Consider the following 12,826-nt stretch of genomic DNA (forward strand, 5'->3'; position numbering starts at 1 on the left):
TCCTCGCAAGGGGCTGGGCGGATGCCCGTCAGACGGATAAGCCTTCCCGGACCTGCGGGGTTCCGTCAAGGTCCGGGGCGCTTGGTTCAGCTTGCGCCAGCCGCGGTGGCGACAAGCGCGGGCGTGTTCTGATATTCGGCGGCAAGCAGCTCTGTGGCGATCTGGGTCAGGACCGGGCGGGCTTCGGCCTCGGACATGCCGGGGCGCAGGCGCGGATCATAGAGCATTTTCAGCAGCAGCTCGTCATGGCGGGTCAGAAGCGCGAATTCCTCGTCATCATTGAAGATCGAGGGGCGCGCGGTCGGGCTGTCATTGGCCAGACCCAGCCCCTGCGACAATTCTTCGTGATAGCACGAGATCCGCATCTTCTGCGGCAGCTCCGAACGGATCAGCGCCACGGCCTGCACATAATGCGCCGATTTGCCGCGCGAATAGGCGAAGACCGTGCAGTAGTTCTGCGGCGCGAGATCGGCCAGGGCCTGCACATCCGCCGCAGGAATGCCCGGCACCAGCGCATTGAGGCGCGGCCCGAAGGCGCGGCGCTCGTCTTCCGAGAGGATCAGGACGTGGAAATTGCCCTGACCTTCGGTGACCGAGACCGGATGGCCCGAGACCTGTTGCAGCCGTGAAGCATAGGCCGCGATATCCTTGCGATCGCGGGCGCGCTGGACCGGGTTGACCGAGGCGCCATAGGTGATGTCCATGCGCACCGGCACTTCCCAGCGGCGCAAGGGCGCGGGGGTGGCGCGGGGGATGAGCTTGCCGCCCTCGCGGCTATATTCGTCGTAAAGCGCGACCTCGACGAAATTGTTGACCAGCTGCTCGACCGTCAGAGGTCCAAGCGCGCTGCCGTCATCGGTGCGCATCTTGCCCTTTTGCAGCAGGGCATCCTGAATATTGGCCAGATAGCCGCGCATGTTCTGGCTGGCCGGGGTGGCCGCAGCCGCTTGGGCGGCGGCATTCGCGGCCTTGGTGTCGGCGGCGCGCTGACGGCGCAAGGCGGCCTTATCGAGCGCGGTCGTATTCGGGCGCGGAGCGGGGGCGGCCGCGGTGATCGGCGCACTGGCCGTCGTCGCGGGATTGTCAGAGCAGGCCGAGACCAGCGCCACGCCAAGGCAGGCGGCGATCAGGGAGGGGCGGAGCCTGCCGGCGCGAACCGGCAGGGCCAAAGGCAGGGAGAGAGTCTGGGTCACGATCGCGAATTGCCCGCGTTTTGAGGGATTTGGCGTGCCTGAGAGGCGGAGAGGGTTTTCTTGAGCTCGGCCTCCATCGCCTGCAGATCCTGCTCGGCGGCGGCGCGGCGGGTCTTGCCTTCATCGGCGATGCGCAGGCTGTCCTCGATCGTCGCGATCAGCTCGGCATTGGCGGTCTTGACCGCTTCGATGTCGAAGACGCCGCGCTCCATCTGGGTGCGGATGGTCTGGTTCGCCTGACGCAGGTTCTTGGCATTGGCGGTCAGCAGATCATTGGTCAGATCGTTGGCCTGTTTCACCGCCTGCGCCGCTTCCGACGACCGCTGGATGGTCACCGCCTGCGCCAGCTGGGTTTCCCACAGCGGCACGGTATTGACCAAGGTCGAGTTGATCTTGGTGACCAGCGACTTGTCGTTTTCCTGAACCAGCCGGATCGAGGGCAGCGATTGCATCGTCACCTGACGGGTCAGCTTGAGATCATGGACGCGGCGTTCCAGATCGTCGCGGGCCGAGCGCAGATCGCGCAGCTCTTGCGCGCCCATCACCTGTTCGTTTTCCGGCAGGGCCTGAATGGCGGCTTCCTTGGCCGGGATCTCGGTCGTGTCGATTTCCTTCAGCTTTTCCTCGCCCGCCGCGATGTAAAGCGCGAGCTCGTCATAGAAGGCCAAGGTGCGGTCATAGAGCACATCAAGCGATTTGATGTCCTTCAAAAGCGTGTGCTGGTGCTGGTCGAGATCCATCGAGATCTTGTCGATCTGGCTTTGCACATTCTCGTAATTGGCAACGAATTTCGCGAAGGGCGCGGCGCGGCCGGTCAGACGCTCCCACCAGCTGCGCTGGCGGCGCACATCGAGTTCCGAGGCGGAAAAGCCGCGGATGGTCGAGACGATGCTGCGCAGGGATTCACCCGCCGGGCCGACATCCTTGTTCTTCACATCGGCGAGCATCGCCTGGCTGATCTCTTGCAGCTCATTTTGCGCGCGCGCGCCGAAATGAATGATCGAGCCGGTGTCCTTCATGTCGAGCTCGGAAATGCGTCTGCGGATTTCCTCGGCAGCGGGTAGATCGGCCTTGGCGAGCGGGACGACCTCGGTCGACGGCTCGGGCAGGATGGTGGCGGTGACGTTCTGGATTTCGTCAAGCGCGGCCTGAGCGTTGCGCTGCGTTTCGGTGGTCATCCGATTGTTCCCTTCTGCCATAAGCGGCCCAAACAATAGGCCGAATCAACGTCAGTTCAACGACAGGGCGCAAGCGAAAAGTTTGGTGTTGCGCTCTTGCCGCCGCCTCGACGTTGCGCGCCCACGGGCTCACGTGTAGAAACTGCGGATCGAACCGCAGGAAGGAACACTAATGCGCAGAGTAGTCGTCACCGGTCTGGGGATGGTCACACCGCTGGCCTCGGGCGTCGAGGAAACCTGGACCAGACTTCTGGCCGGCGAATCCGGGGCGGGTCCGATTACCCGTTTTGACGCGAAAGACGTCGTGACGAAATATGCCTGCGAGATTCCGTATGGCGACGGCACTGAGGGCACGTTCAATCCCGACGATTGGATGGAGCCGAAAGACCGCCGCAAGGTCGATGATTTCATTCTTTACGGCATGGCCGCCGCGACGCAGGCCGTGCGCGATTCCGGCTGGGAGCCCCAGACCGAGGAAGAGAAAGAGCGCACCGGCGTTCTGATCGGCTCGGGCATTGGCGGGCTGAATTCCATCGCGGAAACCGCCGTGCTGATCAAGGAACGCGGCCCGAAGCGGGTGTCGCCCTTCTTCATCCCGGGCGCGCTGATCAACCTCGTCTCGGGCCAGGTTTCGATCCGTTTCGGCTTCAAAGGCCCGAACCATGCAGTTGTGACCGCCTGTTCGACCGGCGCCCATGCGATTGGCGATGCGGCGCGTTTGATCATGTGGGGCGACGCCGATGTCATGGTCGCAGGCGGCACGGAATCGCCGATCTGCGAAATCGGCATCGCGGGTTTCAACGCTTGCAAGGCGCTCTCGACCGCGCGCGGCGACGAGCCGAGCAAAGCCAGCCGCCCCTGGGACGGCGACCGTGACGGGTTCGTCATGGGCGAAGGCGCGGGCGTCGTCGTGCTCGAAGAATACGAGCACGCCAAAGCACGCGGCGCCAAGATCTATGCCGAGGTGCTGGGCTATGGCCTGACGGGCGATGCCTATCACATCACCGCGCCCTCGGATGACGGCGATGGCGGCTTCCGCTCGATGCAGGCGGCGCTGAAGCGTGCCGGGATCGAACCGGGTCAGCTTGACTACATCAACGCGCATGGCACCTCGACCATGGCCGATACGATCGAGCTGGGCGCGGTCGAGCGGATGCTGGGCGATGACGCTAAAAATGTCGTGATGTCGTCGACGAAATCCTCGATCGGCCACCTTCTGGGCGCTGCCGGGGCGGTTGAGGCGATTTTCTGCATTCTCGCGATTCGCGACCAGATCTGCCCGCCGACGATCAACCTCGATGCGCCGGCGCGGGAAACTCCGGTCGATCTGGCCGCGAATGCCGCCGTGCGTCGCAAGGTTGATTATGTGCTCTCGAACAGCTTCGGCTTTGGCGGCACCAATGCCAGCCTTGTCCTTGGCAGGGTTGCAGACTGATGTGGCGTAACCTGGCGTCCAACCTGCTGACCCTTCTGGTCTTGGCGCTCGTCGCCGCGGCCGGAGCGATTGCCTGGGCCAAACATGCGTATGTCGCGGAAGGCCCAAGCAAGATTCAGGCCTGTGTGCAGGTTCCGCCGGGGGCAAGTCTCAGCGCGGTCAGCCAAAGGCTGGCCGAGCAGGGCGTTGTGTCCAATGCCTATATCTTCCGCGCCGGGGCCGATTATTCGGGCAAGGCGCGGGATTTGAAATATGGCTCGTATCTTGTGCCCGCGGGCGTGAGCATGGAGCAGGTCGCGGCGATGATCACCGCAGGCGGGCCGAGCACCTGCGGCACCGAAGTGACCTTGCGCATCGGTGTGCGCGAGAACTCGATCCTTCTGCGCGACATGGACCCGGCGACGGGGCAATATGCCGAGCTGATGAAATACGATCCCGCCACCATGCCCGAGCCGGTGGGCATCGCCAATGCGGTCGAAAAGCCCGACGCCCGTCTGCGCATCACCATCGCCGAGGGCGTGACCAGCTGGCAGATCGTCGAAGGGTTGAAAGCGGCCTCGTTTCTTGCGGGCGATGTTGCGAAGATCCCGGCCGAGGGCTCGCTCGCGCCCGATACCTATGAGGTCAAGAAGGACGACGCTCGGCAGGCTCTGCTGGACGCGATGGCGAACAAGCAGTCGGTGATCTTGCAAAACGCCTGGGACGGCCGCGCGCCGGATCTGCCTTACAAGACGCCCGCCGAGGCTTTGGTCATGGCCTCGATCGTCGAGAAGGAAACCGGGGTCGCCGCCGAGCGTCCGGTCGTCGCCTCGGTTTTCGTGAACCGGCTCAATCAGGGCATGAAGCTCGAGACCGACCCGACGGTGATCTATGGCGTGACCAAGGGGCAGGCGGTGCTTGATCGCGGGCTGCGCCGGTCCGAGCTGCGCACGCGCACGGCCTATAACACCTATGTCATCCAAGGCCTGCCGCCGACGCCGATCGCCAATCCGGGCAAAGCCGCCATCGAGGCGACGCTGCATCCGGCGGCGACGGATTACATCTTCTTCGTGGCTGACGGCACGGGCGGTCATGCCTTTGGCCGCACGCTGGAAGAGCATAACGCCAATGTCGCGCGTTGGCGCGAGATCGAGGCGCAGCAGGGCCAGCCCACCGACAGCCCGGTGCAAGGCGCGAATTGAGGCGGAAACCGGGCTGGTCCCGGTGACTTCGCGATGTCGACAAAGGCCCGGACCCCGTGATGGTCCGGGCCTTTTTTATGCGGATTCGCGGGGTGATTCCCGTGGAACAGGCAGGCTGCGCAACAGCTGGGATGCAGCGCCCGCAAGCAGTGTTGCGTCATTTAGGTATTTGAAATGATGAATAAATACCATGTTGCACCGCCTCGCACCGCTGAAAACTTTGACTTGGCGAACGGTCGAAAGTAGATTTTAGACATGCTGGGAGAAATGGGCGAGCGGCCGGGTCACTGACCTTGGGCCGCTTTTTCATGGCTCGCTCGTGCGGACAGGCACCGAGGGCAGGGCAGCACGCATGACAATGACTTTCGATCCGGGGGCCATGCCCTTGGGAGAACCGGTCGGCCAGAGCGCCGCAACCGGCGAGGCCGCGATGGATGTGGTGAGCATCGCGGATGAGTTGTTCCATTCATTCGCCTCGGATCTGACGCGGCTCAGGCTGCGCATTCAGGCCGGGGCCACTGACGACATCAAGGAAAGCGCCAAGCTTGTCCGCGACCTGCGGGCGGCGACGCAGCTTGTTCTGGAAGAGAGGAACCGCGTTGACAAGTTACGCAAGGACGCTGCCGGAAGCGTCGGGGGCGGGGCTCTCGACCTTGACGCGGCACGAGATGAAATCGGGCGCAGGCTGGCTCGCCTCCGCCGAGCCTCAGGAGGTTGACGCTTTTCTGGGGGGCTTGTCGGACAATGCTCTGGCAAGCCTGCCCTGGCTGTTCGATTTCTGGGCGCTGCCGCATCAGCTGCCGCCCGAGGGGGATTGGAAGAGCTGGGTGATCATGGGCGGGCGCGGTGCGGGCAAGACCCGCGCCGGGTCCGAATGGGTGCGTCGGCAGGTCGAGGGGGCAAGCGCCGACGCACCCGGGCGGGCAAAGCGCGTGGCTTTGGTCGCCGAGACCTTCGATCAGGGCCGCGATGTGATGGTCTTTGGCGATTCCGGGATCATCGCTTGCTCTCCGCCCGATCGTCGTCCGATCTGGGAGGCGGGGCGGCGCCGGTTGGTCTGGCCGAATGGCGCGGTGGCGCAGGTCTTTTCCGCCCATGAGCCCGAGGCATTGCGCGGGCCGCAATTCGATGCGGCCTGGGTCGATGAGCTCGCGAAGTGGAAGAAGGCAGAAGAGACCTGGGACATGCTGCAATTCGCATTGCGTCTGGGCGAGCATCCTCAGCAGGTCATCACGACGACGCCGAAGAATGTCGGCGTCTTGAAGGCGATCTTGCGCAATCCCTCGACGGTCGCGACCCATGCGCCCACTGAAGCGAACCGGGCCTATCTGGCCGAGAGCTTTCTGGCCGAAGTGCAGGCGCGATATGCGGGCACGCGGCTGGGGCGGCAGGAGCTCGAGGGGGTGCTGCTTGAGGATATCGAGGGCGCGCTCTGGACGACGGCGATGATCGAGGGGGCGCGGGTAGAGGCCGCGCCTGCGCTGGATCGGATTGTCGTGGCGGTCGATCCTTCGGTGACGGGCGGCAAGGCGAGCGATGCCTGCGGGATTGTCGTCGCGGGCGTCGTCACGGCGGGCGCGCCGCAGGAGTGGCGGGCCTATGTGCTTGAGGATGCAACGGTGCGGGGCGGGCCTTCGGATTGGGCGCGGGCGGCGATTGCAGCCATGGCGCGGCATGGTGCCGAGCGGCTGGTCGCTGAGGTCAATCAGGGCGGCGATCTGGTTGAGAGTGTCATTCGCCAGATCGATCCTTTGGTGCCCTTCCGCGCCTTGCGCGCGGGCCGCGGCAAGGGGCTGCGCGCCGAGCCGGTTGCGGCTTTGTATGAGCAGGGCCGCGTCCGGCATCTGCGCGGTCTGGGCGCGCTCGAGGATCAGATGTGTCGCATGACCGTGCGGGGCTTTGAGGGCAAGGGCTCTCCTGACCGGGTCGATGCTCTGGTCTGGGCCATCCATGAGCTGATGATCGAGCCTGCGGGCAGTTTCCGGCGACCGCAGGTACGCGGGCTTTAGCTTCGGTCGTTTCGGGAGGCCGGGGGCTGCGCGCCCCCGGACCCTGCGGGATATTTCGGCATGAAAGACGGGGTGGATGTCCGCGGATGTCCCTCGAGGGTCGCGGGTGTCGCGGCCCTTTTTCTTTGCAAGAGGAGGGACGGATGGGATTTTCATGGTTCGGGCGTGGGGCCAAGGCCGCGGGCATTCCCGAGAGCAAGGTGAGCGCCACCGGGCGGATTGTGGCGATGGCAGCGGGATCGGGGCGGGTCGTGTGGTCTCCGCGTGATACGGGCTCGATGGTGCGGCAGGGGTTCATCGGCAATCCGGTCGGCTTTCGCGCGGTCAAGCTGATCGCGGAAGCGGCGGCGGCGGTGCCTTTGCTCTGTCAGGATCGCGAGAGCCGCTATGACACACATCCGGTTCTGGATCTGCTCCGCCGTCCCAATCCGGGGCAAGGGCGGGCGGAGCTGTTCGAGGCCTTGTTCGGTCAGATGCTGCTGAGCGGGAACGGTTATCTTGAGGCAGTGGGCGAGGGCGCGAAGGGGTTGCCTTCGGAGCTGCATGTGCTGCGCTCGGATCGGATGAGCATTGTCGCGGGCGAGGATGGTTGGCCGATTGCCTTTGATTATGCGGTGGGCGGGCGCAAGCATCGTTTTGACATGACGGGGTCTCCGGATCCGATTTGCCATATCCGCAGCTTTCATCCTTTGGACGATCATTATGGGCTGTCGCCGATGCAGGCGGCGGCGGTGGCGGTGGATGTGCATAATTCGGCCTCGAGCTGGTCGAAGGCGCTTTTGGACAATGCCGCGCGGCCCTCGGGAGCGATTGTCTATAAGGGCGCGGATGGGCAGGGGAGTCTCTCGCCCGATCAATATGACCGGCTGGTGAGCGAGATGGAGATCCATCATCAGGGTGCGCGCAACGCCGGGCGGCCGATGCTGCTCGAGGGCGGGCTTGATTGGAAGCCCATGGGGTTCTCGCCCTCGGATATGGAGTTTCACGAGACGAAACTTGCGGCTTCGCGCGAGATTGCCATCGCCTTTGGCGTGCCGCCGATGATCCTCGGGATTCCGGGGGATGCGACCTATGCCAATTATGCCGAGGCCAACCGCGCTTTTTACCGGCTGACCGTGCTGCCACTGGCCACGCGGGTTGCGGCGGCGGTGGCTTGGTGGCTCTCGGAGCATCTGGGCGTCGAGGTCGATCTGCGGCCCGATCCCGATCAGGTGCCCGCCTTGGCCGAAGAGCGCGATCAGCATTGGCGGCGGGTCGATCAGGCAAGCTTCCTGACGGTTGCGGAAAAGCGCGTGGCGCTGGGCCTGCCGCCTCTGGCCGAGGGCTGAGGCATGGAGGGCTCGCGTTTCGTCAAGGAGCCTTTCGGCTGGCAGGACCAGCGGTTCGAGACGCAGGAGCGGATCATGGCATTGCAGTTTCAGCAGGTCGAGCGGCGGCTCGAACGCATCGAGGCCTTGATTGAGGGCCTCGAGCGGCGGCTGTGGATGACGGTTTACGGGGTCGTTGCGGTCATCCTGACGCAAGCGGTGCAGTCGATCCTGCAATTTAGCCCGAAAGGAGGATGAGATGAATTCAGGCGATTACGGGCTTGAGATGAAGTTTCTGGGGGCTCAGGGTCTCAAGACCGAGGGCGCCGAGATCGAGGGCTATGCGAGCCTTTTTGGCTTGAGCGATCAGGGCGGCGATATCGTTCGCGCCGGGGCTTTCGCGGCCTCGCTGGCGCGGCTGGCCGCCAAGGGCGACCGAGTGCGGATGCTGTGGCAGCATGATCCCTCGCGCCCCATCGGGGTCTGGGACGAGATCCGCGAGGATGGTCGTGGCCTTTGGGTCAAGGGCCGGCTTTTGCCCGAGATCGCCCAAGCGCGCGAGGCGATTGCGCTGATCGAGGCGGGCGCGATTGATGGGCTCTCGATCGGTTATCGCACGATTTCGGCCGAGCGCGACGGTAAGGGGCGCCGCCTTTTGACCGAGGTCGAGCTGTGGGAGGTGTCTCTGGTCACGTTCCCGATGCTGCCTGACGCCCGCGTTGGGCGCAAATCAGAGGATTTGGCTTTGGCCGCCGCCTTCCGCGCGGGTGCCGAGGCTTTGCGTCAGGGCTGAGGCCCGGCGCGTCACGTTTCACCATCAAGGGAGAGGATGATGACCGAGGTGAAAGCCACGGCCGGGACAGACATGCCCGGCGATCTGGCGCGAGAGGTTCTGGGGTTCGTCGGTGAACTCAAGGCCTTTCGCAAAGACATTCAGGATCAACTTGTGAAGCAGGAAGAACGCATGAACATGATCGACCGCAAGACCGCCCTTCGTGGCCGCGCCCCTTTGTCGACCCGCGCCGAGGTCGAAGTGCCGCATCAAAAGGCGTTCAACGCCTATCTGCGCCACGGCGATGATGACGGGCTGCGTGGCCTTGTCATCGAGGAAAAGGGCATGACCACCGTGAGCGACGGCGGTTTTCTTGCCGCGCCGCAGGTGTCCTTGCAGGTCCAGGAGGGGCTCGCGGCCAAGGTCTCGCTGCGTGCCGTCGCCAATGTCGTGACCGTGGAATCGGCGGCCTATGAGGTGCTGGTCGACAAGGGCAATATCGGCTCTGGCTGGGCGGCGGAAACCGTGCTGACCGAGACTGATACGCCGACCGTCGAGCGTGTCGTGATCCCGGTCCATGAGCTTTCGGCCATGCCCAAGGCCAGCCAGCGCCTGCTCGATGATGCGGCTTTCGATATCGAGGGCTGGCTCGCGGGCCGGATCGCCGAGAAATTCGCCCGCGCCGAGGCCGCGGCCTTCATCAACGGCGACGGCGTGAACAAGCCGAAGGGCCTGCTGACCTATCCGTCGGCGCCTTACAAGACCGCGACCGCCAGCCAGATCGGCACGGTGGCCTCGGGCGCGCTGGGCGATTTCGACTCGGCGGCTCCGGGTGGGGCGCTGATCGATCTCGTCTATGCGCTGGGTGCCGAATACCGCGCCAATGCGAGCTTTGTCATGAACTCGAAAACCGCGGCGGCGGTGCGCAAGATGCGTGACAGCGATGGCCGTTTCATCTGGGCGGATTCGCTGGCGGCCGGTCAGCCCGCGCAGCTTCTGGGCTATCCCGTCCTGATCTGCGAGGACATGCCGGATATCGCGGCGGATGCCAAGGCGATCGCCTTTGGTGACTTCCATGCCGCTTACACGATCGTCGAGCGTCCGGATCTGCGCGTGCTGCGCGACCCCTTCTCGGCCAAGCCGCATGTTCTCTTCTATGCGACCAAGCGTGTTGGCGGTGGTCTGACCGAGCCGCGCGCCGTCAAGCTCATGCGCTTCGCCTGATTTCCGGGCGAAGGGGGCGCCGCGCGTGCTCTGCCGATCCGGCATTGCAACTGTCCGCGCGTGCGACGGCAGGCGGCGCGCGCCCCCGCTTGAGCTCGAGCGAACGCATCACGACATCGGAGGATCGCAATGTTGCTAGTCGAAGAAACAGCGCCCCCCGCCGGGGCGCTGCCGGTTTTGCTGTTCCGCGACCATCTGCGGCTGGGCTCGGGATTTGCCGGGGCAGGTGAGGCGGCCGAGGAGGTGGCGCTGGCAGGCTACCTGCGCGCGGCGATTGCCACGATCGAGGCGCGGACCGGCAAGGTGCTCTTGCGCCGCCGCTTCCGGCTTCAGCTGGAGGATTGGCGCGAGGATGAGGGCCAGCCCTTGCCGCTGGCGCCGGTGAACGCGCTTGGCGCCGTCACGGTAAGCGACGGCGCGGGTACGGCCTATCCGGTCGCGCCAGAGCTGCTGCGGCTCGTGCCCGATCACCACCGGCCGCGCCTGATCGCGCGCTCGGGCTTTCTGCCGCTTATTCCGGCGGGCGGCTTTGTCACCGTGATCTTCACGGCGGGCTTTGGCGACAGCTGGGACGAGGTTCCGGCTGATCTCGCCCAGGCGGTGCTGCTGCTGGCCACGCGCTATTTCGAGGAGCGCAGCTTTGACGAGGCCACGCCTGCCTTGCCGCAGGCGGTCAGCGCGCTGATCGAGCGCTGGCGGCTGGTTCGGGTGCTGGCCGGTCGCGGCGGGAGAGCTCGCGGATGAGCGCGCCACGGTTGAATGTCGCGCTGGTCCTGGAAACCGCCGACCGCGTGCCGGACGGGCTCGGCGGGTTCCGCACGGTTTGGCGCGCCGAGGGACGGCTTTGGGCCGAGATGAAGGCGGGCGTCGGCACCGAGAGCTTTGCCGAGGTCGGGCCGAAAAGCGTGGTGCGCTGGCAGATCACCCTGCGCGCGGCCCCTGCCGGAGATCCGCGCCGGCCCCGCGCCGGTCAGCGCTTCCGGCTGGGCGAGCGCATCCTGCGCATTCTGGCGGTGGCGGAACGCGATGCGACCGGGCGCTGGCTTGGCTGCCTCGCCCAAGAGGAGGGACAGGCATGAGCTATCAGGCTTCGGTCGCGCTGCAGGGCGCGCTTTATCAGGCGCTGCGGGCGGATGCGCCTTTGGCAGAGCTGATCGGCGATGCGGTCTATGACGCGATGCCGGTCACGCCGCCCGCCGGGACCTATGTCTCGCTTGGGCCCGAAGAGGTGCGCGACGCCAGCGACGCGACCGCGAAAGGCTCCGAGCATGATGTCGTGATCTCGGTCCTGTCGGGCAGCGATGAAAGCGGCGGTTTCGGTGAGGTGAAAGAGGCCGCTGCGCGGATTGCCGAGCTCTTGGGAACGGCGGCGCTGGTGCTTGGCCATGGCCGGCTGGTGGGAATGTGGTTCCAGCGCGCGAAGGCGCGGCGGGTGGAAACCGGGGCGGGGCGGCGGATCGATCTGACCTTCCGCGCCCGCATTGATCTGGGTTGAGGAGAGAGAAACATGGCAGTTCAGAACGGGCGCGACCTGCTGATCAAGATGGACATGACCGGCAACGGCCAGTTCGAGACCATCGCCGGGCTGCGCGCCTCGCGGATCTCGTTCAATGCCGAGACGGTCGATGTCACGAGCCTCGAAAGCGAGGGGCGTTGGCGCGAGCTTTTGGCCGGGGCGGGCGTGCGCTCGGCCTCGATCTCGGGCTCGGGGGTGTTTCGCGACGACACCACCGACGAGCGCGCGCGACAGGTCTTTTTCGATGGCGAGATCCCGCGTTTTCAGGTGGTGATCCCGGACTTTGGCACGGTCGAAGGGCCGTTTCAGGTCACCGCGCTGGAATATGCGGGCAGCCATAATGGCGAGGCGACCTATGAGCTGACCCTGGCCAGCGCGGGCGCGCTTTTGTTCGTGGCGCTGTGATGGCCAATGCGAAAGCCGGAGAGGTCGCCCTTTGGGTCGACGGCAAGCGCCATGTCGCGAAACTGACCTTGGGCGCGCTCGCGGAGCTGGAAGAGGCTCTGGGCGCGACCAGCCTGATCGCTTTGGTCGAACGCTTCGAGACCGGCGCCTTTGCCAGCCGCGACGTGCTGGCGGTTCTGGCGGCGGGGTTGCGTGGTGGTGGCGGGGCGGGCGAGGAGCTTGCGCTGCACCATGCCGAGATCCGGGGCGGGCCGATGGGCGCGGCGCGGGTCGCGGCCGAGCTCTTGGCGCGTGCCTTTCGCGTGCCAGAGCAATGAGCGGGGTGGCGACGGAGGCGGGCGTCGCGGGGCTCGACTGGCCCGGGCTCTTGCGCGTCGGGCTGGGGCCGCCCGCCAAGGGTGGGCTTGGTCTGAGCCCCGCCGAATTCTGGGCTCTGACCCCGGCCGAGCTTGCGCTGATGCTGGGGGTTTCGCCTGACACCGGCGCGATGACTCGCGACCGGCTGGCTGCGCTGGCGGCCCGTTTTCCCGACCGGAAACCTGACGACCGGAAACCTGAGGATCTGAGGCCAGCGGGCGGCGGCGCGCCCCGGCAGCTATGAAAGGA

The 12,826-nt window shown here is 65.5% G+C and carries 16 protein-coding genes; 14 read left to right on the forward strand and 2 right to left on the reverse strand.

The window, feature by feature from the left end:
* Nucleotides 1-86: 86 nt before the first annotated feature.
* Together JCM7686_RS02730 and JCM7686_RS02735 are read right to left on the reverse strand one after the other, a co-directional pair.
* A complete protein-coding gene (locus JCM7686_RS02730; RefSeq protein ID WP_236635865.1) occupies nt 87-1,193 on the reverse strand; it encodes a DUF2927 domain-containing protein in 1,107 nt (368 codons plus the stop codon).
* Nucleotides 1,190-2,371, reverse strand: coding sequence for a toxic anion resistance protein (locus JCM7686_RS02735; protein ID WP_020949336.1), 1,182 nt, complete (start codon nt 2,369-2,371; stop codon nt 1,190-1,192). The genes JCM7686_RS02730 and JCM7686_RS02735 overlap by 4 nt, the downstream gene beginning before the upstream one ends.
* A 172-nt stretch (nt 2,372-2,543) precedes the next feature.
* On the opposite strand from JCM7686_RS02735, the gene fabF reads away from it, so the two are divergent.
* The 14 genes from fabF (at nt 2,544) to JCM7686_RS02805 (ending at nt 12,821) form a co-directional block, all read left to right on the forward strand.
* Nucleotides 2,544-3,806, forward strand: coding sequence for a beta-ketoacyl-ACP synthase II (fabF, locus tag JCM7686_RS02740; RefSeq protein WP_020949337.1), 1,263 nt, complete (start codon nt 2,544-2,546; stop codon nt 3,804-3,806).
* Nucleotides 3,806-4,987: an endolytic transglycosylase MltG gene (mltG, locus tag JCM7686_RS02745; protein WP_020949338.1), complete on the forward strand. Its 1,182-nt coding sequence runs from the start codon at nt 3,806-3,808 to the stop codon at nt 4,985-4,987. The genes fabF and mltG overlap by 1 nt, the downstream gene beginning before the upstream one ends.
* A gap of 352 nt (nt 4,988-5,339) precedes the next feature.
* Nucleotides 5,340-5,705, forward strand: coding sequence for a permease (locus tag JCM7686_RS02750; RefSeq protein WP_148292567.1), 366 nt, complete (start codon nt 5,340-5,342; stop codon nt 5,703-5,705).
* Complete coding sequence (locus JCM7686_RS02755; protein WP_051201504.1) at nt 5,656-6,996, forward strand: DNA-packaging protein; 1,341 nt, start codon at nt 5,656-5,658, stop codon at nt 6,994-6,996. The genes JCM7686_RS02750 and JCM7686_RS02755 overlap by 50 nt, the downstream gene beginning before the upstream one ends.
* 143 nt (nt 6,997-7,139) lie before the next feature.
* Complete coding sequence (locus JCM7686_RS02760) at nt 7,140-8,324, forward strand: phage portal protein (RefSeq protein WP_020949341.1); 1,185 nt, start codon at nt 7,140-7,142, stop codon at nt 8,322-8,324.
* A gap of 3 nt (nt 8,325-8,327) precedes the next feature.
* Nucleotides 8,328-8,561: a GTA head formation protein, RCAP_rcc01685 family gene (locus tag JCM7686_RS02765; RefSeq protein ID WP_020949342.1), complete on the forward strand. Its 234-nt coding sequence runs from the start codon at nt 8,328-8,330 to the stop codon at nt 8,559-8,561.
* A 1-nt stretch (nt 8,562) separates the two neighbouring features.
* Complete coding sequence (locus JCM7686_RS02770) at nt 8,563-9,096, forward strand: HK97 family phage prohead protease (RefSeq protein ID WP_020949343.1); 534 nt, start codon at nt 8,563-8,565, stop codon at nt 9,094-9,096.
* Nucleotides 9,097-9,135: 39 nt separating this feature from the next.
* Nucleotides 9,136-10,299, forward strand: coding sequence for a phage major capsid protein (locus JCM7686_RS02775; RefSeq protein WP_020949344.1), 1,164 nt, complete (start codon nt 9,136-9,138; stop codon nt 10,297-10,299).
* 129 nt (nt 10,300-10,428) lie between these two features.
* Nucleotides 10,429-11,043 (forward strand): head-tail connector protein, encoded by a 615-nt coding sequence (locus JCM7686_RS02780; protein ID WP_020949345.1) that lies wholly within the window; start codon nt 10,429-10,431, stop codon nt 11,041-11,043.
* Entirely contained in the window at nt 11,040-11,378 is a 339-nt protein-coding gene (locus JCM7686_RS02785) for a head-tail adaptor protein (RefSeq protein ID WP_020949346.1), read from the forward strand. Before JCM7686_RS02780 ends, JCM7686_RS02785 begins: the two co-directional genes overlap by 4 nt.
* Complete coding sequence (locus JCM7686_RS02790) at nt 11,375-11,794, forward strand: DUF3168 domain-containing protein (RefSeq protein ID WP_020949347.1); 420 nt, start codon at nt 11,375-11,377, stop codon at nt 11,792-11,794. The genes JCM7686_RS02785 and JCM7686_RS02790 overlap by 4 nt, the downstream gene beginning before the upstream one ends.
* A 12-nt stretch (nt 11,795-11,806) precedes the next feature.
* Nucleotides 11,807-12,220, forward strand: a complete 414-nt coding sequence (locus tag JCM7686_RS02795; RefSeq protein ID WP_020949348.1) for a phage major tail protein, TP901-1 family — start codon at nt 11,807-11,809, stop codon at nt 12,218-12,220.
* Nucleotides 12,220-12,537, forward strand: coding sequence for a gene transfer agent family protein (locus JCM7686_RS02800; protein WP_020949349.1), 318 nt, complete (start codon nt 12,220-12,222; stop codon nt 12,535-12,537). Before JCM7686_RS02795 ends, JCM7686_RS02800 begins: the two co-directional genes overlap by 1 nt.
* 5 nt (nt 12,538-12,542) lie before the next feature.
* Nucleotides 12,543-12,821 carry a phage tail assembly chaperone gene (locus tag JCM7686_RS02805; protein WP_407946431.1) on the forward strand — a complete coding sequence of 93 codons (279 nt, stop codon included), beginning with the start codon at nt 12,543-12,545 and terminating at the stop codon, nt 12,819-12,821.
* Nucleotides 12,822-12,826 lie beyond the last annotated feature (5 nt).

Origin of the sequence: Paracoccus aminophilus JCM 7686, from assembly GCF_000444995.1 — a bacterium.
In the GTDB taxonomy this organism is placed as follows: domain Bacteria; phylum Pseudomonadota; class Alphaproteobacteria; order Rhodobacterales; family Rhodobacteraceae; genus Paracoccus; species Paracoccus aminophilus.

Bases quoted from the DNA above. Each gene is read 5' to 3' on its own strand.
- JCM7686_RS02750 (WP_148292567.1), top strand. From the start codon at position 5,340: ATGACAATGACTTTCGATCCGGGGGCCATGCCCTTGGGAGAACCGGTC.
- JCM7686_RS02735 (WP_020949336.1), bottom strand. From the start codon at position 2,371: ATGACCACCGAAACGCAGCGCAACGCTCAGGCCGCGCTTGACGAAATC.
- mltG (WP_020949338.1), top strand. From the start codon at position 3,806: ATGTGGCGTAACCTGGCGTCCAACCTGCTGACCCTTCTGGTCTTGGCG.
- JCM7686_RS02790 (WP_020949347.1), top strand. From the start codon at position 11,375: ATGAGCTATCAGGCTTCGGTCGCGCTGCAGGGCGCGCTTTATCAGGCG.
- JCM7686_RS02775 (WP_020949344.1), top strand. From the start codon at position 9,136: ATGACCGAGGTGAAAGCCACGGCCGGGACAGACATGCCCGGCGATCTG.
- JCM7686_RS02795 (WP_020949348.1), top strand. From the start codon at position 11,807: ATGGCAGTTCAGAACGGGCGCGACCTGCTGATCAAGATGGACATGACC.
- fabF (WP_020949337.1), top strand. From the start codon at position 2,544: ATGCGCAGAGTAGTCGTCACCGGTCTGGGGATGGTCACACCGCTGGCC.
- JCM7686_RS02765 (WP_020949342.1), top strand. From the start codon at position 8,328: ATGGAGGGCTCGCGTTTCGTCAAGGAGCCTTTCGGCTGGCAGGACCAG.
- JCM7686_RS02755 (WP_051201504.1), top strand. From the start codon at position 5,656: ATGAAATCGGGCGCAGGCTGGCTCGCCTCCGCCGAGCCTCAGGAGGTT.
- JCM7686_RS02785 (WP_020949346.1), top strand. From the start codon at position 11,040: ATGAGCGCGCCACGGTTGAATGTCGCGCTGGTCCTGGAAACCGCCGAC.
- JCM7686_RS02780 (WP_020949345.1), top strand. From the start codon at position 10,429: ATGTTGCTAGTCGAAGAAACAGCGCCCCCCGCCGGGGCGCTGCCGGTT.
- JCM7686_RS02770 (WP_020949343.1), top strand. From the start codon at position 8,563: ATGAATTCAGGCGATTACGGGCTTGAGATGAAGTTTCTGGGGGCTCAG.
- JCM7686_RS02760 (WP_020949341.1), top strand. From the start codon at position 7,140: ATGGGATTTTCATGGTTCGGGCGTGGGGCCAAGGCCGCGGGCATTCCC.
- JCM7686_RS02800 (WP_020949349.1), top strand. From the start codon at position 12,220: ATGGCCAATGCGAAAGCCGGAGAGGTCGCCCTTTGGGTCGACGGCAAG.